This window comes from Nocardia sp. CDC519, assembly GCF_059509835.1.
On record NZ_CM183377.1, the window covers coordinates 3,504,545 to 3,529,860 of the forward strand.

General features: G+C 67.3%; 39 protein-coding genes. 35 read left to right on the forward strand and 4 right to left on the reverse strand.

Annotated elements, in window-relative coordinates; all coding sequences use genetic code 11:
- The first annotated feature begins 107 nt into the window (after window positions 1-107).
- The 20 genes from AC5W7N_RS15430 to AC5W7N_RS15525 all read left to right on the forward strand — a co-directional run bounded on the left by AC5W7N_RS15430 (window position 108) and on the right by AC5W7N_RS15525 (window position 8,515).
- A complete protein-coding gene (locus AC5W7N_RS15430; RefSeq protein WP_495921747.1) occupies window positions 108-308 on the forward strand; it encodes a DUF6011 domain-containing protein in 201 nt (66 codons plus the stop codon).
- The gene (locus AC5W7N_RS15435) at window positions 305-733 is read left to right on the forward strand and encodes a hypothetical protein (RefSeq protein WP_495921748.1); all 429 of its coding nucleotides are present in this window, start codon (window positions 305-307) and stop codon (window positions 731-733) included. Before AC5W7N_RS15430 ends, AC5W7N_RS15435 begins: the two co-directional genes overlap by 4 nt.
- 593 nt (window positions 734-1,326) lie before the next feature.
- On the forward strand, window positions 1,327-1,998 hold the full coding sequence (locus tag AC5W7N_RS15440) for a hypothetical protein (protein WP_495921749.1): 672 nt from the start codon (window positions 1,327-1,329) through the stop codon (window positions 1,996-1,998).
- A complete protein-coding gene (locus AC5W7N_RS15445) occupies window positions 1,995-2,357 on the forward strand; it encodes a hypothetical protein (RefSeq protein WP_495921750.1) in 363 nt (120 codons plus the stop codon). The genes AC5W7N_RS15440 and AC5W7N_RS15445 overlap by 4 nt, the downstream gene beginning before the upstream one ends.
- Complete coding sequence (locus AC5W7N_RS15450) at window positions 2,350-2,874, forward strand: hypothetical protein (RefSeq protein ID WP_495921751.1); 525 nt, start codon at window positions 2,350-2,352, stop codon at window positions 2,872-2,874. The genes AC5W7N_RS15445 and AC5W7N_RS15450 overlap by 8 nt, the downstream gene beginning before the upstream one ends.
- A complete protein-coding gene (locus AC5W7N_RS15455; RefSeq protein ID WP_495921752.1) occupies window positions 2,867-3,076 on the forward strand; it encodes a zinc finger domain-containing protein in 210 nt (69 codons plus the stop codon). Before AC5W7N_RS15450 ends, AC5W7N_RS15455 begins: the two co-directional genes overlap by 8 nt.
- Window positions 3,069-3,533, forward strand: a complete 465-nt coding sequence (locus tag AC5W7N_RS15460) for a hypothetical protein (RefSeq protein ID WP_495921753.1) — start codon at window positions 3,069-3,071, stop codon at window positions 3,531-3,533. The genes AC5W7N_RS15455 and AC5W7N_RS15460 overlap by 8 nt, the downstream gene beginning before the upstream one ends.
- A complete protein-coding gene (locus AC5W7N_RS15465; protein ID WP_495921754.1) occupies window positions 3,526-3,975 on the forward strand; it encodes a hypothetical protein in 450 nt (149 codons plus the stop codon). The genes AC5W7N_RS15460 and AC5W7N_RS15465 overlap by 8 nt, the downstream gene beginning before the upstream one ends.
- Window positions 3,968-4,273: a hypothetical protein gene (locus AC5W7N_RS15470; protein ID WP_495921755.1), complete on the forward strand. Its 306-nt coding sequence runs from the start codon at window positions 3,968-3,970 to the stop codon at window positions 4,271-4,273. The genes AC5W7N_RS15465 and AC5W7N_RS15470 overlap by 8 nt, the downstream gene beginning before the upstream one ends.
- The gene (locus tag AC5W7N_RS15475; RefSeq protein ID WP_495921756.1) at window positions 4,266-4,826 is read left to right on the forward strand and encodes a hypothetical protein; all 561 of its coding nucleotides are present in this window, start codon (window positions 4,266-4,268) and stop codon (window positions 4,824-4,826) included. The genes AC5W7N_RS15470 and AC5W7N_RS15475 overlap by 8 nt, the downstream gene beginning before the upstream one ends.
- Entirely contained in the window at window positions 4,823-5,305 is a 483-nt protein-coding gene (locus AC5W7N_RS15480) for an HNH endonuclease (RefSeq protein ID WP_495921757.1), read from the forward strand. Before AC5W7N_RS15475 ends, AC5W7N_RS15480 begins: the two co-directional genes overlap by 4 nt.
- Window positions 5,302-5,544 carry a hypothetical protein gene (locus AC5W7N_RS15485; RefSeq protein ID WP_495921758.1) on the forward strand — a complete coding sequence of 81 codons (243 nt, stop codon included), beginning with the start codon at window positions 5,302-5,304 and terminating at the stop codon, window positions 5,542-5,544. The genes AC5W7N_RS15480 and AC5W7N_RS15485 overlap by 4 nt, the downstream gene beginning before the upstream one ends.
- Window positions 5,544-5,789 (forward strand): hypothetical protein, encoded by a 246-nt coding sequence (locus tag AC5W7N_RS15490; protein WP_495921759.1) that lies wholly within the window; start codon window positions 5,544-5,546, stop codon window positions 5,787-5,789. The genes AC5W7N_RS15485 and AC5W7N_RS15490 overlap by 1 nt, the downstream gene beginning before the upstream one ends.
- Complete coding sequence (locus AC5W7N_RS15495) at window positions 5,779-6,174, forward strand: hypothetical protein (protein ID WP_495921760.1); 396 nt, start codon at window positions 5,779-5,781, stop codon at window positions 6,172-6,174. The genes AC5W7N_RS15490 and AC5W7N_RS15495 overlap by 11 nt, the downstream gene beginning before the upstream one ends.
- Window positions 6,171-6,413, forward strand: a complete 243-nt coding sequence (locus AC5W7N_RS15500; protein ID WP_495921761.1) for a hypothetical protein — start codon at window positions 6,171-6,173, stop codon at window positions 6,411-6,413. The genes AC5W7N_RS15495 and AC5W7N_RS15500 overlap by 4 nt, the downstream gene beginning before the upstream one ends.
- Complete coding sequence (locus tag AC5W7N_RS15505; protein WP_495921762.1) at window positions 6,410-6,676, forward strand: hypothetical protein; 267 nt, start codon at window positions 6,410-6,412, stop codon at window positions 6,674-6,676. Before AC5W7N_RS15500 ends, AC5W7N_RS15505 begins: the two co-directional genes overlap by 4 nt.
- A gap of 346 nt (window positions 6,677-7,022) precedes the next feature.
- Window positions 7,023-7,385, forward strand: a complete 363-nt coding sequence (locus AC5W7N_RS15510; RefSeq protein ID WP_495921763.1) for a hypothetical protein — start codon at window positions 7,023-7,025, stop codon at window positions 7,383-7,385.
- The gene (locus AC5W7N_RS15515) at window positions 7,378-7,617 is read left to right on the forward strand and encodes a hypothetical protein (RefSeq protein ID WP_495921764.1); all 240 of its coding nucleotides are present in this window, start codon (window positions 7,378-7,380) and stop codon (window positions 7,615-7,617) included. Before AC5W7N_RS15510 ends, AC5W7N_RS15515 begins: the two co-directional genes overlap by 8 nt.
- 7 nt (window positions 7,618-7,624) lie before the next feature.
- On the forward strand, window positions 7,625-7,906 hold the full coding sequence (locus tag AC5W7N_RS15520) for a hypothetical protein (RefSeq protein ID WP_495921765.1): 282 nt from the start codon (window positions 7,625-7,627) through the stop codon (window positions 7,904-7,906).
- Window positions 7,907-8,119: 213 nt separating this feature from the next.
- Complete coding sequence (locus tag AC5W7N_RS15525; RefSeq protein ID WP_495921766.1) at window positions 8,120-8,515, forward strand: DUF7736 domain-containing protein; 396 nt, start codon at window positions 8,120-8,122, stop codon at window positions 8,513-8,515.
- Window positions 8,516-8,587: 72 nt separating this feature from the next.
- On the opposite strand, the gene AC5W7N_RS15530 is transcribed toward AC5W7N_RS15525, so the two are convergent.
- The 4 genes from AC5W7N_RS15530 to AC5W7N_RS15545 are packed head-to-tail and all read right to left on the reverse strand — an operon-like array spanning window position 8,588 to window position 10,530.
- A complete protein-coding gene (locus AC5W7N_RS15530; RefSeq protein ID WP_495921767.1) occupies window positions 8,588-8,815 on the reverse strand; it encodes a hypothetical protein in 228 nt (75 codons plus the stop codon).
- Between the two features lie 44 nt (window positions 8,816-8,859).
- On the reverse strand, window positions 8,860-9,687 hold the full coding sequence (locus tag AC5W7N_RS15535; protein ID WP_495921768.1) for a helix-turn-helix domain-containing protein: 828 nt from the start codon (window positions 9,685-9,687) through the stop codon (window positions 8,860-8,862).
- Window positions 9,684-10,214 (reverse strand): DUF6879 family protein, encoded by a 531-nt coding sequence (locus tag AC5W7N_RS15540; RefSeq protein ID WP_495921769.1) that lies wholly within the window; start codon window positions 10,212-10,214, stop codon window positions 9,684-9,686. Before AC5W7N_RS15540 ends, AC5W7N_RS15535 begins: the two co-directional genes overlap by 4 nt.
- Window positions 10,192-10,530: a hypothetical protein gene (locus AC5W7N_RS15545; protein ID WP_495921770.1), complete on the reverse strand. Its 339-nt coding sequence runs from the start codon at window positions 10,528-10,530 to the stop codon at window positions 10,192-10,194. Before AC5W7N_RS15545 ends, AC5W7N_RS15540 begins: the two co-directional genes overlap by 23 nt.
- A gap of 196 nt (window positions 10,531-10,726) precedes the next feature.
- On the opposite strand from AC5W7N_RS15545, the gene AC5W7N_RS15550 reads away from it, so the two are divergent.
- From AC5W7N_RS15550 to AC5W7N_RS15620, 15 genes are all read left to right on the forward strand, one after another.
- Complete coding sequence (locus AC5W7N_RS15550) at window positions 10,727-11,116, forward strand: hypothetical protein (RefSeq protein WP_495921771.1); 390 nt, start codon at window positions 10,727-10,729, stop codon at window positions 11,114-11,116.
- Entirely contained in the window at window positions 11,113-11,280 is a 168-nt protein-coding gene (locus AC5W7N_RS15555) for a hypothetical protein (RefSeq protein ID WP_495921772.1), read from the forward strand. Before AC5W7N_RS15550 ends, AC5W7N_RS15555 begins: the two co-directional genes overlap by 4 nt.
- On the forward strand, window positions 11,277-11,576 hold the full coding sequence (locus AC5W7N_RS15560) for a hypothetical protein (RefSeq protein ID WP_495921773.1): 300 nt from the start codon (window positions 11,277-11,279) through the stop codon (window positions 11,574-11,576). Before AC5W7N_RS15555 ends, AC5W7N_RS15560 begins: the two co-directional genes overlap by 4 nt.
- 86 nt (window positions 11,577-11,662) lie before the next feature.
- Window positions 11,663-17,779, forward strand: coding sequence for a hypothetical protein (locus tag AC5W7N_RS15565; protein ID WP_495921774.1), 6,117 nt, complete (start codon window positions 11,663-11,665; stop codon window positions 17,777-17,779).
- A gap of 7 nt (window positions 17,780-17,786) precedes the next feature.
- On the forward strand, window positions 17,787-19,022 hold the full coding sequence (locus tag AC5W7N_RS15570; protein ID WP_495921775.1) for a sugar transferase: 1,236 nt from the start codon (window positions 17,787-17,789) through the stop codon (window positions 19,020-19,022).
- Window positions 19,019-19,177, forward strand: a complete 159-nt coding sequence (locus tag AC5W7N_RS15575) for a hypothetical protein (protein WP_495921776.1) — start codon at window positions 19,019-19,021, stop codon at window positions 19,175-19,177. The genes AC5W7N_RS15570 and AC5W7N_RS15575 overlap by 4 nt, the downstream gene beginning before the upstream one ends.
- On the forward strand, window positions 19,174-19,560 hold the full coding sequence (locus tag AC5W7N_RS15580) for a phage tail fiber protein (protein WP_495921777.1): 387 nt from the start codon (window positions 19,174-19,176) through the stop codon (window positions 19,558-19,560). Before AC5W7N_RS15575 ends, AC5W7N_RS15580 begins: the two co-directional genes overlap by 4 nt.
- 43 nt (window positions 19,561-19,603) lie before the next feature.
- The gene (locus tag AC5W7N_RS15585) at window positions 19,604-21,202 is read left to right on the forward strand and encodes a hypothetical protein (RefSeq protein WP_495921778.1); all 1,599 of its coding nucleotides are present in this window, start codon (window positions 19,604-19,606) and stop codon (window positions 21,200-21,202) included.
- Between the two features lie 9 nt (window positions 21,203-21,211).
- Window positions 21,212-21,913, forward strand: coding sequence for a hypothetical protein (locus tag AC5W7N_RS15590; RefSeq protein ID WP_495921779.1), 702 nt, complete (start codon window positions 21,212-21,214; stop codon window positions 21,911-21,913).
- A 36-nt stretch (window positions 21,914-21,949) separates the two neighbouring features.
- Complete coding sequence (locus AC5W7N_RS15595) at window positions 21,950-22,564, forward strand: DUF7172 family protein (RefSeq protein WP_495921780.1); 615 nt, start codon at window positions 21,950-21,952, stop codon at window positions 22,562-22,564.
- A 26-nt stretch (window positions 22,565-22,590) separates the two neighbouring features.
- Window positions 22,591-23,154 carry a DUF7172 family protein gene (locus tag AC5W7N_RS15600; RefSeq protein ID WP_495921781.1) on the forward strand — a complete coding sequence of 188 codons (564 nt, stop codon included), beginning with the start codon at window positions 22,591-22,593 and terminating at the stop codon, window positions 23,152-23,154.
- On the forward strand, window positions 23,151-23,747 hold the full coding sequence (locus tag AC5W7N_RS15605; RefSeq protein WP_495921782.1) for a DUF7172 family protein: 597 nt from the start codon (window positions 23,151-23,153) through the stop codon (window positions 23,745-23,747). Before AC5W7N_RS15600 ends, AC5W7N_RS15605 begins: the two co-directional genes overlap by 4 nt.
- Window positions 23,748-23,820: 73 nt before the next feature.
- Complete coding sequence (locus AC5W7N_RS15610; RefSeq protein WP_495921783.1) at window positions 23,821-24,366, forward strand: hypothetical protein; 546 nt, start codon at window positions 23,821-23,823, stop codon at window positions 24,364-24,366.
- Window positions 24,367-24,419: 53 nt separating this feature from the next.
- A complete protein-coding gene (locus AC5W7N_RS15615; protein WP_495924129.1) occupies window positions 24,420-24,635 on the forward strand; it encodes a DUF7240 domain-containing protein in 216 nt (71 codons plus the stop codon).
- A 33-nt stretch (window positions 24,636-24,668) separates the two neighbouring features.
- Complete coding sequence (locus tag AC5W7N_RS15620) at window positions 24,669-24,914, forward strand: hypothetical protein (RefSeq protein ID WP_495921784.1); 246 nt, start codon at window positions 24,669-24,671, stop codon at window positions 24,912-24,914.
- The last annotated feature ends 402 nt before the right edge of the window (window positions 24,915-25,316 follow it).

Consider the following 25,316-nt stretch of genomic DNA (forward strand, 5'->3'; position numbering starts at 1 on the left):
TGTTCCGATCCCACGCGATCGACTGTGCGAGTCCTGCCGCGCCGACCGCGACGAGGCCGCACCTGGCCTGTTCGATCCGCGTGATCTCGGGCCAGGAGGACGCGCTGATGCCTGAGCACGAGGACGGGGCGCGACTGCCGGACGGCACACCGACACGGCTTGCAGTCCAGTGCAAGCGGTGCGGTGGCTGGCTCGTGTCCGCTGCGTCGGTGGCGCGGCGGATGGGGCCGGCCTGCGCGCGGAGCGACCGCGCCGATGCGGTCAGCCGCGCTGACGAGATCCCCCTGTTCGACCTGGAAACACGATGACCGGTCCGCACCCCGATGAGGGCGGGCACACGCAGAAAGTGGAGGTGAGCATGGGCCTACCGTGGGTCCGACTCGACACCCAGTTCGCCAGCAACCCGAAGATCCTCGAGCTGCTGGCGGAGAACAAGCACCGCGCAGCTTTCGCCTGGGTGTGCTCCCTCGCTTACGCCGGTGCGCACGGGACCGGCGGATTCATCCCTACTGGCGCCCTCCCGTTCCTCCACGCCCGCAGGGCCGAAGCGACCGCGTTGGTCGAGGTCGGCCTATGGAACGCATGCCAGGGCGGCTGGGAAATCAACAGCTGGCACGACTTTCAGCAGTCCAGCCACGAGACCGAGGACAGGAAACAGCGGCTCAGCGAACGCGGCCGCAAGGCTGCGGCGGCCCGGTGGGAAAAGCAGCGTGCGAGCGCGGAACCACCCTAATACCAAGCAATGCAACAAGCATGCAATACGCATTGCTTCAAGCATCCGAACAAGCATCATGCTTAGCCGTCGATATCCCGGTCACCCGAAAATGCTTGCACCTGCGAAAACGATGCTAAATCCGATGCGGAAAATGCTTGGACCTGCGTGAACATGCTACGGACGGACGGACTTACGTAGATGTACTCACCTTGGCATTGAATCCCACGTTCCGAACGCCCGCGAACACGCACACATCGCACGCCGAAATCGCGTTCGCGACGCGCATTTCGCACACCGAAAACGAATTATCCACAGGCCAATTCAGCTACCACCCGCACTAGGAGCACCCCCGTGAGCTGTACGCCGCGTACCGGGCGGTGATGACCGGATGACCCTCGACCGCACCGGCGAACCGCGCGACACCGACGACCCGGAACCGTGGCACGACCCCCGATGCCGGAACGGATGGCTCGGCTACGACCACGAACTCCGACCCATTCCCTGCCTCCAGTGCCGCGACCACCTACGCGCCGGGACCGTCCGAACCAACGACTACTCGACCGGAAGCCCATCCGCTCGAGCACAAGCCGCAATCGAGAAAGCAGAACGAGATGAAAACCGCTGACACACCACCCCTGGTGTTTCTCGACACCGAGACGACCGGCCTGCACCCAGATCGCCGTCCATGGGAGATCGCGATCATCCGGCGCGACGAGGACGGCCAGTCCGAAACCACGATCCAAATCCGCGACGTCGATCTCGCCAACGCGGAACTCATCGGACTACAGATCGGCCGATTCCACGACCGGCACCTCAACTACGGCGACGCCGACTACGACCGCCATGAGTCCGACGACCAGCACCTGTTTCTGACCGAAGCGGTGGCCGCCGCCGAGGTCGAGCTCCTCACTCGCGGTGCCCACATCGTCGGCGCGGTGCCCAATTTCGACACAGAGTGCCTCGCCGCCATGCTGCGCCGACATCGACTCTGCCCTGCCTGGCACTTCCACCTCATCGATATCGAGGCGCTGGCTGTGGGATTCCTCCACGGCCGAGCCGTGGAGCTCGAGCGTATTGCCCAACAATTCTCCGGTGAACCGTGGGACTCGCCGGCCAACGATGCGGGGCTCTTTCGCAGCTCTGCGCAGCCGCCGTGGAGATCTGACGACCTGTCGGCCGCGATCGGAGTCGACCCGCCCAGCAAGGAAGAGCGCCACACCGCGATGGGGGACGCCCGCTGGGCGATGCGTCTGTACGACGCGATCACCGGAGGTACCCGATGACTCACCAAGAACCATCGGCAACCGCCCGGCAGTTCGCCGAGGCCCGCGCACAGTCCGAGGCCGCCCAGCAACGCGCCGCCGACCGCCGCGCCGCCATCGACGCCTGCGGCATGTGCGGGCCGGACGGCTACCGCGACGGCGCGGTGTGCGACCACGACCCCGACACCGTCGACCGCGCCCGCCGCGGCATGGCCGCCGTCCGCGCCGCCCTCGCCCAGAAGGCGGCACAACGCGCTGAAAGCGACTCACCCTCACCGGGTGTCGCGGAAGCCCCCGAAAGTGCGCCCACGGCCACGCTGGGCACCGAAACGGGCGACCCGGAACCGACTACCGCCGACCAGGAGCACGCACATGCCTGAACTTGCGCAGAACGTCGTCATCGACCACGACGCAAAGACCCTCACCATCGACGGCCGCGAATTCCCGTGGCACATCAGCGACCGCGGGCCGCGTCACACGCCCGGAAACGACGTCAACCCCGAGCAGATCACCGTCACGTTCTACGCCGAGAACGCCAGCGTCATCGGCAAGCCCGGCGCGTCGCCTGAGCCCGAGATGTACCCGCTTACCGACTACCCGACCCACGAAGAGACCTTCGCCGACTTCGCCGCCATCCGTACACAACTCGACGGCCTGCCCGAAAGCCTGAACTTCATCGTGTCGTGGTGGATCTACGACGACCAGAGCGCAGATTTCCGCAAGTACGACGCCGACGAACAACCACAGTTCGACCTGCTGGTGTTCCTGCCCCGCAAGACCGCGACGAGTGTGTTTCGCACTCACCGGTTCGACCGCGCCGAGGTCGAGGCATGGCTCTCCGGGCCGGTCCGCGAGCGCACCATGCGCTGGTTCGGATGGGCTCCCGCCCATGCATGACACCCACCGCCCGATGCGCCTGTCGGCCCGCGACATCGACGAACAACGCGCCGCCCTGAAAGTCGCCTGCCCGTACCAGCCCTGCGCCGCACCCGCCGGCGAAGCGTGCACGTTCGTCGCCTACGACGGCACCCGCATGGCCACCCGCCTACAGCACCCGGCCCGCGTGGCCCGCGCCCGCAAAGAGGCTGACCGTGCCTGAGTTCACCGACGCCGAACGCGACCTACTGCGAACGCTGAATGCCCGCATCACCATTGGCGCGTTCATCGCCAACTCTGCTGACGCCACCGAACGGCTACGCCACGGCACCCTCTCCGGCGGCGGCTACGGATTCAGCTACGAAGCCACCAAGACCGCACTTCAGGGTCGCCGGCATGAGTGGATCCCCGACCAGTGGTACCCCGACGGCCGGATCGCCCGCTGGCGCGAAGGCGCCCTGCTGTGGGAGGCGCGGATCACCTACGCCCGGCTACAGCGGTGGGCCGAGTCGCTGCCGCCGAAAGTCCGCGAACAGGCGGCCATCTGGTACCGCATGCGCCCCGAGGAAACGCGCGACCTGGCCGCCCTCGCCGCGCTGACCCTCTACGCCATCCGCCTCGATGACCCCGAGCCGGGGTTGTTCGAGGTCACCGACCTCACGGAGGCGGCCCGTGCCTGAATTCACCGATACCGAACTGGATCTGCTGCGCGATATGCCGGTCCACGTCGGCCACGTCATCGCGGACCCGGACGACGGCATCGCCGACATGCGTGACCGGCAGATCGGCGGCGGCGGCCACGGACTCCACTACGAGTACACCCGCACCGCCATCGAGGCCGTCTGGCGTGAATTCATCCCCGTCCGGTGGGCCGACGAGGCCGACATCCGGCCAACCGGTTCGCCGATCAAATGGCGCTCCGGCGCCCTCCTGCGTGAGGCACGCATCACCTACACGCGCCTTCACCGGTGGGCATCGAACCTGCCCGCCGGCATCCGCGCCGACGCGCTCACCCACTGGCGCGCCTGGGACATCCGTGCCCTGGTCGATCTCGCCCTCACAGCCATCGACCACGACCCCGAACCCGCCCTCTTCGACATCCAGGAGTTGACCAATGCCTGACCGCTACCGCAAGAAGCCCGTCGAGATCGACGCCGTGCAGTGGGACGGAACCGCTGAAGCAGCGACCCCGATCATCGAGTGGGCGCTGGCCAACAACGTGACCATCACCTACCACTGCCCGGACGGCGACGCCTGCCGCCGGGAAACGCACGTCCTGCTGGTGTGCACGCTCGAAGGCGCGATGAGGGCACTTCCTGGCGAATGGATCATCCGCGGCCTCGCGGGCGAGTTCTACCCGTGCCGCGACGACATCTTCCGGCGAACCTACGAGCCAGTGGAGGCGCAGACCAATGCCTGACCAGACCCCCGCCCCGCTGACCGACGAGCGGCTGACGCAGTGGGCAGACGGCGCCAGTGGGGTCCCCGCCTACTGGCTCGAAGAGCACGACGGCTACATCGGCGCGATGGCCGCCGAGCTGCTGGCCGCCCGCGCCCGCATCACCGAGCTGGAGTCCGAGCGCGACGCGGCCATGGAGGTGATGAACGGCCATCGGTGCGATGAGGCGGCCGAGCACGCGTTCCGGCGTGCCATCGCCGCCGACGCCCGCGCCGCCGAGCTGGAGGCTGAGCGGGCCGAGAACCGCGCTCAGTTGGTCGGCGCACGCACCCGGATCACCGACCTGACGAAGCGCATCACCGAGCTGGAGGCACAGCAGCCGGACCCGGTCGGGTACATCGTGCTCGCGAAACGCGAAAGCCCCCTGATCGTCGGCGAGTACCGGTATGCCGTCCACGCCGGCGCCATGCTCCGGGACACCCTCGAACAGGCTGTCAGCGACCGCGCCAACAGCGCGCCCGGCCCCGAGGTCGAGTACGTCATCGCGGAGCTTCGGGAGGCGGTAGGCGAATGAGCGCTCGTAACTATCCGCCGTTGGCCGAGCGTCTTGCCTCAAAGCTCATCCCGATGCCATCGGGATGCATCGAGTTCACCGGCTATCGGGACCGCATCGGGTACGGCACGATTCGCGGCGAGGACGGCAAGAAGAAACAGGCGCACAGGGTCAGCTGGGAACTTCGCCACGGTCCAATCGCCAGGGGAATGGTCGTTCGACACAAGTGTGACAACCCGCCGTGCTGCAACCCGGACCACCTGGAGATCGGCACACATGCCGACAACTCAAGGGACATGGTGATTCGCGGTCGGTCATTGCGGGGCGAGAAGAACGGCCGGGCACGGCTGACGAATGAGCAGATGCAGGAAATCCGCTCGCTGATCAAGGCGGGACGTAGTTACCAGTCCATCGCTCGGATGTTCTCCATATCCCCTTCATATGTCTGCGATCTTGCGCACGGCAGATCGCGCTGGCCACAAGGAGGTACGAGGCGATGAGTGGCACCGCGACCCCTGATCAGCGCGCCAGGATCGTCCCGCCTGGCGGCCCGCGGTGCTGGGACCCGAAGGGCCTTCGTGAACGGCTGTGCGTCCAACAGCACTACGCGCCGGACCAGCACACCAGAGACACGATCCAGAGCCTGATCAACCTGCTCGACGTGCACCGGCCGACTGGCTCGCACGGCAAGCACGGTGACCTTCACACGCCGACCTGTGGATGCGAGGACCGAATCTGATGAGTGACACCACGATCCGCGACCAGCGCGCCGCCACGAGCGACCGCGAACCCCTCACTGCCGACCAGCTGCGAGACCTGCCCGGAGGCGCGACGGTCTGCGACAGGTTCGGCGGGGCGTGGGGATTGAGGTGCGGTTGGTGGACCGACCTGACTATGTCGTTCACCGCGTCCGACCTGATCGCCGCCCGTGGCCCCCTCACCCTCATTTCCTCGACACCGCTGGAGCTTTCCAATGGCGAGTGACCGCGACACGCTGGCCGACCTGATCGACGAGACCCGCATCGACGGGTGTTCGTCGACCGAGGCAGCCGACTACCTGTTCGCGAAGGGCATCCGTCCACCCGCCCGGCGCATCGAGACCGCCGACGAGCTCGCCGCGCTGCCGGTCGGGTCGATGGTGCTCGACGCGTTCGCCGCCGGATGCACGCGCGTGCACCCTGACCCCGTCATCGGTTGGGTGAGAGCTACGGAAGCAGTTGGTGGCGGACAACATCGGCACCGGCCGTACCTACCTGCGGTCGTGCTGTGGGAGCCCGACCCGGGTGGGTTCGTCCCGCTGTGCCGGGAGTGCGGGAAGCCGTCACCGTGCCCGACCCAGCTTGCCACCGAGCAGGAGGGCCGCTCATGATCTCTCTCTGGTGGAGCTTCGCGCTCACAACGATCGGCGTGACCGGCCTCGTCCTCGTCTACCGATCCCAGTCCCTCGCCGGCCCCATGATTGGCCTCGCTGTCCAGACGCTCTGGATCGCGTATGCCGTCGCCACCCGGCAGTGGTGGTTTCTGCTGTCCGCGTTCACCTATGGCGGCGCGAATATCTACGGCATCGCCAAACGCCGAGCAGCTGCCGAGCAGGAGGGCGGGCGATGAACGCCGAAGAGTTCGAGGCCATCGCGGCGCAGCGCAAGGCGAACCACGACAAGCGCATCGCCGAGATGTTCATGCGGCCCGCGGTCTGCCGCTACTGCGGCGCGAACGTGGTCGACGTCGAGCAGCACATGCAGTTCCACGACGGGATCGGCAAGGCGTTGGAGCAGATCGCGAAGACGCTCGAACGGTTCGCACGACCAGGTCGGACGAACGTGTACGGCATCACTAAGCGTCGACGGGGCCAGCAGGAGGGACACCGATGAACGCAGCGATCAGCGTCGGTGTCGGCGTGGCGTACTTCGCTGTCGGAGTGGTCGCTGCGCGGTGGTTCGTCGCCAGTAAGTACCGGGAAGCGCGCCGACGCGGTAGATCGTGGGGCACCTACAAACGCGACGAAGACGTGGCGTTGGGCTCGGTATTCATACTGGTTGCCTGGCCACTGATCGGCGCGGTATTCGCGGTCGCGTGGACCGGGTATCGGCTCCTGACGCCGCGCACCGTCCGCCGCGTCGACGCAGGCATCGTGGACCAGCCCACAGACCGACGGTCGAGTGACTATCCACCGCCGCCGCCACCACCACGGCGGTCGAAGCCGGGGCAGGGGCCGCGATGAGTATGCCGTTGCCGCGCCCTGACGTCCCCGGCGAGATCCGTGCCAACGTCGTCCGGATCATCGCAAGCGCCCTCGCCCGCTACCGCAACACCAAGACCTCCGACGAACCGGCCACAGTGCGCCTGAAGGTGACCAGCAGAGCGCCGGGACTGTGGGAGACCACGCTTGCCGCGATTGTCGGTGAGGCTCTCGCTGACGCCGGGCTGTTACCGACCGGTGAGCAGTTCGGTGTCGGTGGCGACGCCGAACCGTGCTGCATTCACGAAGACGGGCACGCAGCACGACTGGACCAAGCCGCCCACGGTGGACCGCTCCGGCACCGCTGGACCCATCCCTGGCGGGAGGTGCCCGATGAGTAGCGGCCAGACCCCTCGGGACGCCCAGCGCTTCCCGCGCATGAACCAGCGTGCCGTCCGCCGGCGGATCCGCCGCCAGCGCGCCGCACTCGCGACCCCGTTCCTCGATTCGCTGGCAGCCGCCCACCGAGCCGGTGCGCGCGGGCGAGCCGTCATCGGCTACGCCGACTGCGAATGCGACATCTGCGACCGCATTTTCGAATACTCCAAAGAGAAGAGGCTGGCCAATGCCTGACCGATTAGTGCACAATTTCGACCCCGCCATGGTCGCGGAGGCGTTCCATCAGATCAGTCGATCCATGCAACGCATGGGTGAATCGCTGGCCGTCCAGGCCGCGCTCACCGACATCATGCGCGGCGACATCGACAGTGCGGATGGGCGGCTAAAGCGCGTCTCGGAGGAGAAGCTCGCGGACGTGTCGGCGGCTGCTGCGATGCTGTCTGTTCGGGCACGGTTTGTCGCCGCTGAACTCGAGCGTGCCCGCGCCGCAGCCGACACGACGGACGGCGGCGATGACCAGTAGGCGGCGGGACAAGATCGACGAGCTGGTCGACTGGCAACTGGCCAAGGGCGGTCACCGCGTCAACTGCCAGCCGCCGCCCATACGGCCGTCGATGCTTCGCCGGCGCCTGGAAGCAATCACCGCGCACCTACGAAACGTGCTCCAAGGCCGATGTAGGTGAGACAGTTCCTCGACCAGCCCCGAAACACCCGAACCCCGAAGGACACAACCACCATGGCAATCCCTACCACACGCGAATTCCACATCGGCGACATCCTCAGCGTCACCTCCGAGCGCCTCGTCTCGCCCCGCCATATCGATGGCCTGTACGACCTGCTCGGATGGATGACGGGCGAATCCCCAATGTCCCATCAGCTGCCCCGCTTCGCCGTCGAGTGCGCGCCGTCGCTTCGAGAGCAGCACCCCGACCTTGCCGCGCTGGACGTTCCCGATGGGTTGAACTCGAAAAAGGCCGTGCTGGCATGGCTCGAGGGGCAGGAGCAGAAGTACGGCTCTTCCCGCCCTGTGGCGCCGTTGTCACGCGAGAGTCACACGTCAATCGACCCCGTCGCCGAGGTTCGGATGAACTATCCGCACGTTGAGGTCGTGTGCGTCGCTGCTCCGGAGTAGCGCCACAGCGACGCAAGCATTCTCTACGGGCCACCCGGCATATTCACCGGGTGGCCGTAGCTGCAACCCCGGCTACCTCACGACGACCGGCTTGGAGCTCGTCTCCGTCGTGGTCTCGATGGCAACCGGGATATTCGGGGAAACCGTCAATGTCAGTTCGCCGCCGTTCGCCAGCTCCACCGTGAGCATCGAAGCCTCCCCGGACTTAAGCGCGGTGGACACTTCTTGCCTCAACAGCACGGCCTCCGGCTCGTGCAGCCGGTACTCCTGCCCGCCGTAATAGAGCTTGGTACCTGCCATCTCACGCCCTCCTATCAAACTCCCCAGCCCCGTGCCGGGGACACTCAGTCCCACGCGCGCTCGATCAGAGCCCGCGCCGCCGACCCATACGCGGCCTGCCGACGAAGACCGTCCCACGCTTTCTCGTAGTGCGCCAGCTCCGACGGGGTGTTCACTGACAGCTCCGCACTCAACGTCTCCACCAGCGCCAGCCGCGTGTCATAGAGCGCGAAGCTCGTTGTGGTGTAGACGAACTGATAATCGATCGGGACGATCCCCAGCAGCAGCCTGGGATTGCCGAACGCGCTGTCCAGCAGATGCTGCAGCTGATCACGTCGCACCTGATCGTCGGCGCCCACCCGCATCCGGAGCACCGGCTCATAGATCAGCACAGCGTATTTCGTGACGCCGGACTGCAGGGCCTGCTGCCGCTGCAGCCGCGCGGCCACAGCATCGTCGAGATCATCAGGGGTGCCGACGAAGTCGATGCAGGTCGAGAGGACCGCGCGCGCGTAGTCGGCCGTCTGCAGCAGCCCGGACACGAGCACAGCGGAATAGATCCGCACCGTCTGCGCCTCAGCATCCAGCTCGACACCGCGGCGTTGCCTGCGCGCGTGGCCGGCCGCGGTGATCCGTTTCCATTCCGTCCACTGCGCCTGCACATTCCGCAGGGACGCGATCAAGTCGGGCAGCGCCAACTCTGCATGGCAGATCCGGCACCACACCTCCAGATCCGCCTCGCTCGGCAGCTGTTTACCCAGCTCGATCCGAGACGTCTTCGACCAATGCCAGCCCGCGGCCGTGGAGAGTTGCCGCCCGTCCAGACGTGCGTCCTTGCGCAGCTCGCGCAGTCGCGCGCCGAGCGCCTGCCTGAAACGGGCGACACCGCTCACCGGTTGACCAGGTATTCCGCGTACGGCGTGGCAGAAGCCCACACCCGGTCACGGACACGGACCGCGTGCGCGACGATCTCCGGGTCCTCGGTGGCGACCGCGCCCACCCAGTAGCCGCGATCGTCGAACAGGCTGAACGTCAACACATCCTCGTCGAACAGCCAGAAATCCTCAGCGACCCGATCGGCCGGCGCCGCATCATGGCGCGGCAGATACCGGACCTCCTCGCCAGCGGCGACGTTGTGCCGAGTCAGCGCCAGCAGATACCGGGTGTAGAGGGTGTGCGGAACCGACACGATGCGCGCCCGCTGCACCGCGACACCGCGCTCGGTCGCGGCCTTCACCTGATCGGTCCAGCCGCGGAACCAGTCCCCGCCCGGATCGATCGTCTCGTCCTCCCGGAAAGCGGCCAGCGACGGCTCCTCGTTCTCGGTGAGGTACTCATCCCGCGTCTCCAGATGGAACGCACGGCGTTTCGCGGCGGCCAGCTTCGTACGGAACTGGTCAGCTCCGAGCAGTAGCTGCATCCGGGCGCACCTCCACACCGATCGGGATCTCGACCGCGGCCTCGTGGCCGGGGATCTTCATTTGCTCCAGCGCTTCCGGGTCGACGACCGGCTTCCCTTCCAGCAGGAAGGTCCCGTGCCCGGTGTCCTGCAGACCGTGCAGGCAGGTGCCCGGCTCGCAGAACTGGAGTAGCCGATGAGGAATCTCGATCACGTCATCCCTATCGGTCTTCCATCCCTGGACAACCAGCGAACCTCGATCGCTGACGTACAGGCGCGGCGACCCGTCGCCACCGGATTCGCCGCCGATAAAACGTACCTTCATGGAGGGCTCCACTTCGCATTGAGTGTGTGAGTTTGCGTGAGCAACGCCTCAAGGGTCCCTGGTCAGTGCGATGTAGGTCAACCACTCGCGCACTTTCGCGCACTTTTGTAGCCAGTGGCGTGGCCCGTTCCATAGCGTTCGTACTACCCCGGCGCCGGGTGTCGCCCCCATGGCGCACCAGCGGCTCGGAGGGCGTGCCGCAGGTGGCGTGAGCCCCGACGCCGGGGATATCCAAACCACCCATATCCCGAGCGAGGTCCCCATGCTGGACATCCTTGCCCTGATCGTCTTGGCCGGCGCGACCGGCGTGGTCGCGGTGATCCTGTATCCCTTCGGCGAATTGGCGCCGGAGCGGGAGTCGAAGCCCACTGCTCGTCCTCCGCGTTCGCACCCGAAATCATCGGCGAACTGGGACACCGCGATCTGGGTTCCGGGCTGGCCACACGAGGCACCCGATGACCCGCCCACCGTCACGCAGGCGCGCCAGATCATGCAGGCCCATATGAGCTGCGACCGTCGCGAGTGCAGCCGGAAGCAGGTGGCGTTTGACGTGCTCGTCGCGAACGGCGTGCTGGTTCCACGAGGGGCCCGCAGATGATCACGCGCAACGACCCGAGATACGAGCGCTGCCACGAGGAACCACGCCTGCGCACCGTGGAGCACGCGCGCGGCATCGTCGGCATCCACACCCGCATCGGCTGCACGATAGACACCTGCACGCGCCTGCGCACAGCGCGCCTGTACCTCGCCAGCCAGCGATGATCGACCGGGGCGAGGAGATCACCGGCTGGGTGCAATGGCATGACGACGCAGGCCTGTGGTCGCCGGTCTACGCGTCGGGGTTTACAGGCGATCCGATGCCGCAGCAGGCGATGCTCGACACCATCGCGACGGCCAGAGAGCTCGAAGCCTCAGCCCCAGCCGGTTTGGGCCGACCGATCATCGACGCCGATCCGCTGTATGTGAACGATCGGGAGGAGGTGAACATGAACATTCTGGAACCAGGTCCCGAGGGGGCCTGCTCGGACGAGCCGCAGGTCGAACGCGACAAGCCGTGACCCCTCCATGATCACGATCGGCCACCACCAGGGCGAACCTGGTGGTGGCCGTTTTCGTGCACCCCCTGCTCGTACGGTCCGGCCACATGACGAGCCCGTCCGGATCAGTGCGCATCGAGGTCGAGGCCGACGCGTCCGACTTTGAACGATCCCTGCAACGGGCCGTCGCCGCCGCGATGCGCGACGTGCAACGCGACCTGGCCCGCGACGCCCTCAACGTCGCCGTCGACCTCAACGATTTCCAGGCCGAGGTGCGCCGAGGCATCGACGAGGCGCAGCGCTACGCCAACACCCACCGCATCACGCTCGGCGTCGACATCGACAGTGCCGGCGCGGCCACGCAGATGCGCGCCACACACCAGCTGCTCGAGTCCATCGCCACACCGATCCGGCAGCAGGTGGACGTCCAGGTCAACCGGCCGAACCAGCAGCAGGCACCCGGCGACGGCAACCAGCAGTTCACCTGGAGCGTGGATCTCGACGTCGCCGCGGCGATGTCGCAGTTTCAGGCCTTCCAGCAGCAGCTCAACGTCGGGTCCACGCCGGTCACCATCCCGATCGACATCGCCGGCGCCGGCGCACTCGCACAGATGGCGCTCCTGCGTGAGCAGCTCGAAGGCTTCACCCAGCCGCCGATCGTGCAGCAGGTCAACCTGGATCGGCCCGACACCAACCCGATCCATGTCAACGCTGAACCGGATTTCACCGGCTTCGCGCAGCAGGTCGAGGCCGAGCTGCAAGCGCTCCAGCAGGCCAACGACTGGCGGCTCACCATCCCGGTCGATATCGGCAGCGCCGCGACCCTCGCACAGATGGCGCAGCTGCGTCAGCAACTCGAGGCGCAGGCCCGCACGATCACCCAACGCATAGAGATCGACGTCGATCGTGGAGGTCTCGACCGGGCGAGTGCCTCCGCGCGGTCGCTGGGCTCGTCACTCTCCAGCCTCGGCGGCCTCACCGGCGGCCTCACCGCAGTCGTCGGCGGCATCGCCGCCATCGGCGGCGCGGCTGGCGCCGCAGCCGGCGCTGTCGGCGGACTGGCCGTCGCCGCCACCGCGCTGGCACCGGCGTTCGCTGCGGGAATCGGCACCGTCGTGGTCGCCATGCAGGGCGTCAAGGACGCATTCGACGCTGCATCCGACGCTGCGGAGAACGCGCCGAGGGAAGCCGAAGCCCAAGCGAAGGCAGTTGCATCGGCCGCCAACCAGGTCGAAGCTGCCGAACGCTCGCTGCGCCAAGCGAAGAAGGACGTCACCGACGCCGAAGAAGACCTCACACGCGCCCGCAAAGACGCCACCGAACAGCTCGAGGATTACCACCGCACCGCCAAGGAAGGTGTCCTCGACGAACGGCAGGCCGCGCGTGATCTCCGCGAAGCGCAGCAAGACCTCGCGAAGGTCAACCCATTCGATGCCGACGCACGAGAAGAGGCCGTCGACCGGGTAGCGCGAGCGCAACTGCGCCTTGAGCGAGTGCAGGACCGCAACGCCGACAACGCCGAGAAACTCGCCGAGGCCGAGACCAAAGGCATCGAGGGTAGCGACCAGGTCGTCGCCGCAAAAGACCGGCAGGCCCAGGCCAACGACAATCTCGCTGCCGCGCAAACTCAACTCGCGCAGGCGCAAACAGCGCTCGCCGAAGCTCAGGCGGCGGCGCTGCCCTCGGCGGAGAAACTCGACCAAGCCCTGGCCAAACTGGCCCCGAACGCCGCTGCGTTCGTCCTCGCATCCCGTGACCTGGCCGACGAATGGACCGAGGTCCGAAAAGCCGTCCAGAACAACTTCTTCGAAGGCCTGGACCAGACCCTGCGCCAGCTCGCCGACGCTGTGCTGCCCACGCTGCAGGCCGGCATGAGTGCGGTTGCTGGCGAGCTGAACCTCGGGGCCCGAGGCTTCGCCGACTTCCTGTCATCCGCCGAAGGTGTGCGCGGTCTCGACGCGATGTTCACCTCCACCGAAGGCTTGCTGCGCGGGATGCGGGAGGGCAGCGAAGGGTTCCTGTCCTCGCTTTCGGAAATGGCTGTAGCCGCACAGCCGTTTGCGGAAACGATCGGCCGCGCCTTCGGTTCCATCGGCACCGCCCTCGGTGACGCGTTCTCCGAGATGGCGAGTAGCGGTCTGCTGGGCCGCGTCCTCGAAGGACTCGCCACCGCCCTCGAAGGACTGGGCCCGCTCCTCGGCGACCTGTTCACCACCTTCGCCGAGCTCGGCGCCCGGGTGCTGCCCGCCCTCCAGCCATTGTTCGTTGCCCTCGGTGACGCCCTCGTCGCGATGGCACCAGCGCTCGGCGACCTCGGCCGCATTTTCGCGGATTCGCTGACCGCGCTGATGCCGTCGCTGTCGTCGCTGATCTCCGCCCTGGCCACCGGACTGCAGCCGGTTCTACCGGTGATCGCGGATTTGCTCGGCGCGGTAGCCGCCGCGATCCAGCCGATGATCGGCCCGTTGTCGCAGGTAGCGGTCGTGGTCGGCACCGCCATCGCCGACGCTGTCCGCGCCCTGGCCCCCGCCCTGGGCCCGCTGGCGCAGGCCTTCGCCGACATGGTCACTGCGGTCGCCCCGCTGGTCCCGCTGTTCGCCGATTCCCTGTCGGTGATCCTGCAGGCCCTGGCGCCGGCGCTGTCGCAGATAGCGCTCGCCCTGGCGCCGGTGATCGCGATGTTCGCCGAGCAGATGCGGCCGGTGATCGAGCAGCTGGCGCCGATCCTGGCCCAGACCGCGATGATCATCGGCGTCGCCCTGGCCGACGCGATCACCCAAATCGCCCCGGTCCTACCGCAAATCGTCCTCGCCTTCACCAACCTGCTGCTCGCGGTCGCTCCGCTGCTACCCGAGTTCGCGAAATTGGCCGCCGAGATCCTCCCGCCCCTGGTGCGGATCTGGGTCGAGATGACCCCGGTGACGATCAAACTGATCGAAGCCCTGACCTGGCTCGTCACCCAGGTCCTGCCGATCGTGATCTCCCACTGGGAAATCATGGGCTCGACCCTATCGACGGTCCTGACCATCGTCGGCGACGCCATTGTCTTCTGGAAAGAGGTCTTCCGACAGGCCTTTACCGAGGTCAAGGGCTACTGGGACGACTTCATGGGCAAGGTGGACGGCGTAAAGACCTGGTTCACCGACACCCTGATGCCCGCCCTCGGCTCCGGGATCGAAATGGTCAAGGGCTGGTTCGAAACCGGGCTCCGCGCCATCGGAACAGCCTGGTCCGGGCTGATGGACGCGGCGAAGGTGCCGGTGAAGTTTGTCGTGGAAACTGTCTGGAACAACGGCCTGCTCAAGGCCTGGAACGCTGCGGCGAAGTTCCTGCCCGGCGTCGAGCCGATGGAACCGGTCACGCTCCCGTTCAACCGCGGCGGTGTGCTGCCCGGCTACACGCCCGGCAAGGACGTCCACAAGTTTATCTCCGCCGACGGACGCATGGGTCTGGCGCTGTCCGGCGGCGAGGGCATCGCGCGCCCGGAAGTCGTGCGCGCCATGGGCACCGGCCGCTGGGACGCTATGAACGCTGCCGCCCGCTCCGGCGGCGTCGCCGGCGTCCGCCGCTTCTTCGGCTTCGCCACCGGCGGTGTGATCCCCACCCGCATGTGGGAGCTGATCAGCGAGCGCTGGCCAGACATGGTGTGGACCAGCGGATACCGCGACACACCCGACTACCACGGCGCGAACATGGCCGGCGACTTCGCGACCGGCCAGGTGCCCTCCCGCACCATGCAAGAGGTCGCGAAGTGGATCTATGAAACCTACGGGCCCGAAACGCTCGAGCTGATCCACTGGCCCCTCAACGGCTGGGAAAACATCGACAACGGGCAGCCGTTCAACTTCGGGCAACCCACCAACGACCAGCACCGCTCACACGTGCACTGGGCGATGGACCACCCACCCGGTGACCCCGGCGACAAGAAAGACGGTGGTGGGTTCCTCGGCGCGATCCGACGCGCCGGTGAGAACCTGATCGGCGGCGTCAAGGACAAGGTCGCCGACGTGTTCGACAGCGTCATCTCCGGGATCGCCAGCGCCATACCCGAATTCGGTGGCCTGTTCGGGCAGCTGCCGCGCACCATCTTCGAGAGCTTCCGCACCAAGATGCGCGAGTTCATCACCGGCAAGGGTGAGGGCGAGGACCAGAAACGCGAATCGGTGCCCGTCGGCGGAGACGTCGAGATGTTCCGGCCGCTGGTGCGCGACCTGCTCAAGCACTACCAGCTGCCGCTTACCCTGACCAACAACACGCTGCGCCGCATGCAGCAGGAATCGTCCGGCCGCGTCGACGCCGTGAACCTCGACGACATCAACGCCCAGAACGGGACACCGTCGGTCGGGCTCATGCAGGTGATCGGCCCCACCTACGCCTCCCACAAAGACCCCGCCTTCGACAAAGGCCCGTACCTGTACGGGGTGTCGATCGACCCGGCCGCGAACATCTCCGCGTCGATGCGGTACGCCCTCGCCCGCTACGGCGACCTCGCCTCCGCCTACGACCGCGCCGGCGGATACCAGGTCGGTGGCCTGATCCCCGGTGTCGGCACCGGAGATATCGTGCCCGCGCTGCTGGAGCCGAAGGAGTTCGTGATGAACCGGCGCGCCACCGCGCGCTTCGGACCGCTGCTGCGCGCGATGAACGCCGCGGTGCCAAGGTTCCAGACCGGCGGCGACGTCGGCGGCATGATCGGTGGCCTGATCACCGTGCCGGTCATGGTCACCAACTGGGAAGCCGCCCGCGGCATCCTCGGCAGTGCGGCACCGGCCCCGGCCGTCGACATGACCATCCCGCCCACCACAACGACGACGACAGCACCGTCGACCGCGGTGGTGGATCCAGCGCAGGAACTCGGACCGGCCGCAGCCACCGCGACCGGCAGCGTGGTCGACGCCATCGGCCAAGGCGTGGCCACCGCGGTCGCCGATTCGCTGCGCGCCCTGATCGACTCGGTCACCGACCGCGCCGCAGCCGAACGCCGCGTCGCCGAGACCGCCGTGATGGACGACGACCAGGCCCTCGATGAGCAGGGCCGGATCCTGTCCGACACCCGCGACATCCTCGAACGCACCGAATCGTCACAGCAGCTGGTGCTGCAGGAGCAGTTCGAGCAGCTACGCAACCAGGTCGCCGAGGTCGCTGGCCGTCTATCCGGCGGGGTGCTGATCCCGATCGTGCAGACCGCAATGGATCAGGCCCTCGGCGTAGTCAAAGACCTGCTCGGCGCCGGGTTCGCCGAGGTCACCGATGGCACCGACCGAACGACCTCCGCGGTCAAGGAACTCGACCTCGACATCAGTTCATCCGCCAACGGTGGTGGTGGCGCGACACCGCCGCCGTTCGGTGCGCCCGGCAGCGCGTTCGATGCGGCATCGGCGATCAGCGACGCCGTCGTCGCGGTCGCGAACACGGCACGGCAGGCCTTCGAGCGGGTCGCCCAGGACATCGCCAACGCCGCGCTCGCGCAACGCCCGTCGCGTGTCGACAACAGCCGTGGTGTCCTCGGCCGCGACATCTCTGGTGGCCCGCTGGTCGACATGATCGTGCGGCTCACCGGTGTTGAGATCGAGATCCGCGACAACCTCGAGCAAACCCTGGACGAGATCAAGCAGTTCCGCGGCGACCTCGTCTCCTCGTTCGATGAGTCCGGGCGTCTGGTGTCCGACACCGCGACCCTGATGCAGCGCAACGAGTCCTCGCGGGATCTGGTGATCGCTGAGCAGAACCGCATCAACCGCGAGTTGATCAAATCGGTGCTGCGGTACCTGATCTCGTCGGTGCTGCTGCCGATCATCACCGCGATCCTCGGCGCGATGATCCAGCTCGCCGCCACTGCCATCGGCGCCGCGATCGGGTCGATCATCCCCGGCATCGGTACCGCCATCGGTGCTGCGGTCGGCGCCGTGGTCGGTGCGGCTCTGGCCGGCACCGCCGCCATCTTCACCTCGATGCTCGCCGTCGGTGCCGGCGCTGCCTTGGATGCCTTCGACTCCGGTGGCGTCGCCTACGGCAAGGGCCTCATGGTCAAGGACACGAATCTGCCGGAGCGGGTGCTGTCCCCGGCCGAAACCAACAGCTACGACCGGCTCGGCCGGATCGCCGACATCATCGAGAACAACAGCCGGGTCATGCAGATCCATGCGCCGATCACCGTGCGCGGCGACGAACGCGCGGGCGAGCGTGTCCACAACCACCTGACCAAACTGATGCCGAAGGCGTAGGAGAGCGATGTTCCGAGGATGGTTGCAGCTCGGTGACCGCGAGATCGCCAACAGCTCCCGCGTCATCACCCTCGCCGGCGCGCGCGGCACACCGACCAGTGATGCCGCGCTCACCGCCGCGGCGTGCACGCCGTGCCGGAATCTGCAGGTCCGCTACGACGACAGCTGGCCCGGCCTGCGCGACTACCTCGGCGACCCGCCGTACGAAGACATCACCACCGCACCCTGGTACGACGGCTCGGCATCGAGCCGCGAGTTCTACGGGGTATGGGTCATGTCGGTCGACGGCAGCGACGCCATCCCGATCTCGGTCGACGTCACCGATTCCCTCTGCTCCGGTGGTGTCGCCGGCCGGCACCGCGACAGCTACAGCACCCTCACGTTCTCGGCGCTGATCTGGGCGTGCACCAATCGCGGCGCGCAGTTCGGGCTGCGGTGGCTCAACTGCCAGCTCCGCGCCGCCCGCACCCCCACCGTGCTGCGCTACCTCGACGCGCACCCCGAGGACGGCAGCGCCGCCGGGCTCGAACGCACCCGCCGCGAGGTCGTGCTCACCGCGCCGGCCACCCGTACCGAGGTCATGGGCCGCCCCATCAAGGACCACCAGCAGGCCAGCCTCTACCGGGTTGACTTCGAACTCACCGCGCTCGACCCCTACGCGTGGACCGCGCCCACCCTCCAGCCGGTGGTGTGGGACAGCCAGGTCGTCGAACAGATCGAGTGGGCCCACGCACCCGACTGCGCATCCAGCACCTGCGAGCTACCCGAACTCTTGTCGACTACCTGCCCGCCGACGGTCATCGACACCCGGCCCGCACCGATCCCGGTGTGCGGCGGCTGCCTCCCGGTGTGTGAGATCGAGACCCGCACATGGCAACTCGACCTCACCGGCAGCAGCTGCGATCTCACTGCCGTCAGCACCACCGTCACCGCCGGCGCGACGGATGCAACGGTCCAGTTCTGGTGGCGGCCGTGCGGATCCAGCAGCGAATGCGACATCACCGGCCGACTCCAGATCACCGGTCTGCCCGCCGGTGAAGCAGTGATCGCCGACTCTGTCGACGGCCGCGGCTACGCCGTGATCGGCGGGGCTCGCGGCCGTCAGCGCGGGATCATCGGCACCCCATCCGGTGCACCCTGGCGCGGCACCCTGTTGGAGCCGGGCTGCTGGGAACTGGTCGCCCAGTCCGCGCCCGGCCTCGACTACACCGTCGCGATCGAAACCACCGGGAGGAACGCATGAACGTCGAGCACGGCCTGAACGTTGTCGCCGAAGCGGCCGTCGCCTTTGGCGCGTTTCGGGGGCAGGTTGCCGAGTGGGCGGGCAAGGACCCCGCCGCCGTCACAGCCGAGGACATCACCGCATACGAATCCGAGCGGAAAGGACAGCGGCCGTGACCGTCGGTATCAGCGTCGCCAACGTCTCACACCCCACCCTCAACTGGCTCCGCGGCGTCACCCCGCCGCCAGTGGCCGGACTGTATGTGAAGCTGCACCTGGGCGATCCCGGTGCGGCTGGCGCCGCGGCGCCCTCTGCGGTGACCGCCCGCATGCAGGCCACCATGGCGGCGGCGTCTGGCGGGCAGATCACGCTGGCCAGCATGTCCGGCGCCTGGACGATGACCGCGACGGAAACTATCTCCCACATCTCGGTCTGGGACGCGGCCTCGGGCGGCAACTTCCTGTTCTCCGGCGTGCTCACCACTCCACGGAATGTGGCCAATGGCGACACCCTGACGCTCATCACGCTGGTCGTCGCGCACGCGCCCCTGGCCGCGTGATCCAGATTCCGGCCCGGAAGATAGGCGGTACACCGTGACCTCGATGGGTATGGACAAGTCCGGTACCCAGAGCATCGCTGTGAACGCCTGGGTCAAGGTGCTGACCTTCACCGTGCGCTCGGGATATCCGGGCACGAACATCGTGAACAACGCTCTGGTCATGGACGCCGGCGCCGTCGGTAACGTGACGTTCCGCGGACAGTTCAACTCTGCCTTTCAGACCCAGCAGTTCCGCGCAGTACTCAACGGCACCACCGTCCTCGCCACGGTCAACACCGCCACGGTCGGCACCGTCAACGGCATCACGGTGCAGCCCGGAGACACCATCGAGCTGCAGGCCTTCACGAACACCACCTTCGCGCAGGTGGTGCAGCCCGGCGCGGCAGTGACCTACCTGGTTTTCGACCAGACCACACAGGCCCACAACGTCGAAGCCGCCCCGAGCACCACCACCTGGAACCGCACCGCCCAGACACAGGTGAACCGGGCAGCGAACGCCGACGACGTCGACGTCGACTGGACAGTCTCCGCCGACACGCACCTGCGCGCCGACTACGACATCGAAGCCACACCCCGCACCTGGCAGTGGAACACCGGCGGCGACATGCTCGCCACCCCACGCATCGCCCCCGCGAGACCGAACACACCACCAGATCTGGCAATCGGCGTTCGCACCCGGGACGGCCGCACCGTCGGTGAACTCGCCTGCAACGCCAGCACCAACGCCACCTGGCGCCGCGACCGCAACGAGGTCACCCCCTGCTCGATCGACACCTACTCCGTCGACGCCGGCGACCTCATCCCATGGGTGCACTGGATCGATGTGTGGGAAGACGACGAAGTCGTGTGGTCCGGCCCGATCCAGGAAGTCGGCACCGAACTCGCTACCGGCGCCACCCGCATCGACGCCAAGGACGTCGCGGTCTACCAGTGGTACACCCGCACACCCACCACACAACGCTGGTCCGGCCTCGACCCCGCGCCGATCGCCCGCGACCTGTGGCGAGACATGCTGCGCCTGCACCAGATCGACGCCGAACCCGAACTCCTGCCCACGATCGCCCCCGAGCGGTTCACCTTCAAAACCACCGCCGACACTCGCATGCTCAACCAGGTCATGGACGAGCTCGTCCGGATCGGCCTCAACTGGACCGTCGTCGCCGGGCGCCCGATCCTCGGCAACCAACCCGACACCCCGATCGCGCACCTCGACGACTGCGACTTCCTCGTCGGGCTGCGACGGGTGCGCTCAGGCACCCGCGCCGCCAACGATGTCCGCGTCCAGGGATCGAACTGGGCGCAGGTTGAGCGCACCGAGATGGCCGGCCTGCACCTACAGGCGCTGGTGTCGCTGGACAACCTGTACGGCGTCGAGAACATCACCGCCGCGGCCCGCCAATACCTGCGTGAGGTCGGCGCCATCCGCGACGTCCTCGAAGTCCCTGCCGGCGCCTCCCTGCATCCGGACGCACCGGTCACCACCGCCGACCTCGTGCCCGGCCGCGTGTTCGCTGTCCACGCCGGGCAGCTGTCGGGGCTGATGCGGTTGAAGACCGTCGAGGTGGCGTGGTCCGGCCGGGCCCGCGAAGTCCGGGTCACCTTCGACGCTGTCACCCCGCCGATCGAGCTCCTCCCCGCATAAGGAACTGTCGTGACTGGTACCACCGAGAAGAAGACACCGCCGCGCGACGACCAGGAATGGGCACGCGACATCCAGCAGCGCGTGGAGAACGCCGAGCACCCGGATGCGTTGCGGGCGGGGGAGTGGACCCTCACCACCAGCGACAACGGAAACCTCATGGCCTGCCACGTATCCGGCGGCTGCGTCACCCTCGCCAACATCCCACCCTCCGGGCAGGACCCGGACACCATCACCGACGAAGGCGAGATCCCCACCATCCATGTGCAGCGCGTCGCCGACCAGACCATGGCAGCGGGCGCGATCACCCCGGTCCAGTTCGACGCGACCGAGCACGCGATCGGTGACTGGGGCATCGCCGGCCGCAGCGACGGCAGCCCCGGCGGCAACCAATCCCAGGTCGTTGTCCCACGCTCTGGCGTTTACGGGCTGATCGGCACGGTGGTGAAGAAGAACAGCACCACCGGTGGGCTCGCGATCGCGTTGCGGATCAACGGCGCGATCCGCGCGATCAGCAGCCTCGCCCCCGAAAACTTCCTGTTCCCGGTCGCCGCGACCCTCGACCTGCCCGCCGGCGCATCCGTCGAACTGGTCGTCTCGTCCGGGACGACCACGGTGATCGGCGAACTCGACGGCGCCACCCCAGGCCTGCACGTGTGGTTGATCCGCGCCACCGACACGTTCTCCACCGAATCCACGCCCGCCACAGCATGAGCCGACCGTGCACGGGCCGTCCGTACCGTCCACCACATGGCCCAGGTGTGCGTCGACCGGAACCTCAGCATCACCGACGGCGCGCTCGGCATCGAGCCGTGGTCGGTATTCCGGCTCGTCGCCGATGTCACCGGCACCAGCATCGGCGACGGAGCCCTGACCCGCACCACCCGGCTACCCGGCAAACTCATGATCGACCAGACCGTGTCATGGGTCTCGAACTCGCCGCTGCCGTCACGGATCCTGATGCGCATCACCCGAGCCCACCGCAGCATCACCACCTCGAACCCCAACGCAATCCAGTTCCGTGACGCGTGGGAGACAGCGATCGACGCGACACCACGCGAACCAGACCCGTCCCGCGTGCTGAACTCACAGGCCGGTACCTCCCTCGACATGGGCACCAACAACGTGGCCCAACCGCACTACGGTCGCGAGTTCCTCACCCTGGACAGCCACTCCAGCGACATCTGGCTACCCGACCCACTGCCCGCCGGATCCACCCTGAATGTCCACTACCGCTGTTTCGTCTGGACTCCGCCACCGTGGTCGGACAACGCCTCCGGCAATCAACCACTCCACGAGGCCCGCGCGCGGTGGACCAGACTGCAGCTGTTCGCCGTGCCCCAACAAGACGAGGCGATCCAATGAGCCTGCAGATCTGCACATCTGAGTGGATGATCTCGAACCCGCGGGGCACCGGCCTGGCCGCCGCCTGGCTGCCACGCATCGTCGGCGAACGGTTCGCCGAGTCGGTCAAAGACGGCGAAGTCTCCCGCGCACCGGACCCAGTGCCGGTGATCGACGTTGACCTCACCTGGACCAACACCACCGGCGCCTGGCAAACATGCCACCTGATCGTCGAACGAGCACCGCGCTCGATCGTCACCTCCAACCCGAACACCATCGTGCTCGAGGACGGTGTCTCCTGGGATGTCGGCACCTCGCCGCGGGCCGCTGTCCCGATCTCGTCCGGAGACGGCATCGGTGCCCGCATCAAGACCACACCGAACATCCTCAACGAAACCATCTACGGTCGGCTGTTCGTGGACTGGGACGGCTGGTCCAGCCGGTACACGATCGGCGCGGTAGCCGACGGAGAGACTGTGCAGGTCCGCTACCAGTGCACGCTCACCACCCCAGGCGCGTGGCGCGGCGGCTCCTCGCCTCTGCATCAGGCCCACGCCCGATGGGCGCGCCTGCTCCTGTGGGCGGCACCGCTGCTGGAGGTCGTGCCGTGACCCAGCCGTGCATCGACCCAGACTTTTTCGACGCCACCGGCGGGGTAGTGTCCCCGCATCCGTGGCTGCAATGGCGCCACGTCGCCACCGACACCGCGGCCGGAACGATCACCGACCCGCTCACCGACACCGCCGAGATCCTCATCCACGACCTGATCGTCTCCTGGACCAACGACACCCCGATCTCGCAGCACGCCTACGGCATCTGCACCCGCGACGCCACCCAGATCGTCGTCACCGCCAACAAGGTGTTCGCCGTCGAGACCCGCCGCGGCTGGGCATCCGGCAGCTCACCAGCAGACCCGGCCACCACCATGCTCACCACTCGCCATGGCGGCGGCATCGACCTCGGCCTCTACGAGTCCAACAGCATCTTCGGGGTGTGGGAGAACCGGCAGGGCAGCCGATCCTCGCCGATCGGGCCCGACGTCGTACTGGCGCCCGGACAGACGATCAAGCTGCGCGCCGCGGTGTACGTCGTCCGTGACGCCTGGTCCCCGCCGCCATCGCCGGCGTTCCAGCCGGAGCAGGAGAACTACGTGGCATCCGGCGATACCCAGATCGACATCTTCGCCTACCCGGTCATCACATAGGCCAGAGCGTGCACCCGGCGTCTCTACCGTGCCCGGTACACGTCCCACCAGCAGAAACCGTAAAGGGGAACCCATGTTCGAGCCGACGCCGGGCGACAAAGACTTCATCGCCGACGCCAAGACCGCCGAAGCCGCCACCCCAGCCAGCGACTTCGGGTCAAACCCCACCCTGACACCAGGAATCAGCTTCGGCGAGCTGGAAGCGATCGAGCGCATGGAGGAGGAGATCTCCCGCCGCAAGGCCGAGCTCGCCCGCCGACAGGGCGCCGACGTCATCGACAGCACTGGCAACTCCGTCCAAACACAGAGCACCGCGGAGCCGGTGTGGCCGCACGAGGTGATCACCATCCAGGGCAAGCAGATCCAGGTGAAGAAGCCACCGGCCGCCGCGATCCGCTACCTCGGTGTGTTCGGGTTCGGTGAGGCCGGCGCCAACCGCGCCGACTTCCAGGACTTCATGAACCGCCACGTCTCGACGAAGTCCATCGCCGACATCAAGGAATGGACCTATGACGGGTCCATCGACGAGAAGTTCTACGACCAGCTCCTCAAGGAAGTCGTCGCGCTGGGCACCGGCCGCCCTACCGAGCCGTCGTCATCCTCTCAGCAGTCACGCTGAGGAACTGGCGACGGATCCGCTCGCGCCTCGCGCTATCCGGCATCACCCGGCCGCTGGTCCAGCTCGAGCTGCACACCCTCCTCGACGTGGTCGAGGGCATGCTCGAGGAAGGCATGGACAGCAAGCAGCTGCAGACGCTGCGCGCTGACCTGTACAAACCGGACCTCAACGCTGCCACAGCCGAAGGCGATCCGGCCGGGTTCACCGCCCGCGACGAGATGGCCTCCTTCCGCGCGATGCAGGCGAAGTTCGCTGGATTCAAGCGCTGACCTGGTGCACGCCCGGCGCTTACCGTGCCGGGCATGCAGAAACCAAGCATTGGCCGCATCGTCCACTACCAGTCGTATGGCACTCCCGGCGGCGAGCACATGCCCGAACCTCAGGCAGCGCTGATCACTCGTGTTGACGAATCGTTCGGCACCGAAACCGATCCCGAAACACGAGTCGGGCTCGCCGTGTTCTACGACAACGGGCTGTCTTTCAAGACGAACGTGCCGTTCGCCGAGACCCCGACTCCCGGGCATTGGTCGTGGCCGCCCCGTGTGTGAAGTCCTGGTGACACCGACCGCCGGTGAACCGGAGACGGGCCTGTGGTGCGATCGTTGCGCGCTGCCCAGCGTTCTCCGGTTCCCGGTCGTCGGGATCCTGCCGACGGGCATCCTCGACCTCGGCACGGTCACAATCTGCCCGGACTGCCAGACCCCCGAAGAGGTAGTACAGCAATGGAACCCACCCCCTGGTCTCTGACCGAATCAGTGCTCGCAGACCTGCACCGCACCGCCGAGGCCGCGCGGAACCGCCGCAATCCTGAGCATGTCACCCTCGTCCCGCAATGGCTGTGGAATGAGCTGGAGGAGCAGGCACCGGATGGGTGGGCCCGTCTCCGAGACTCGGGGCTGGTTGCCCGGGTGGAGACCTCGCGCTGATCGGTGCGTGCACCCGTGGCGCCT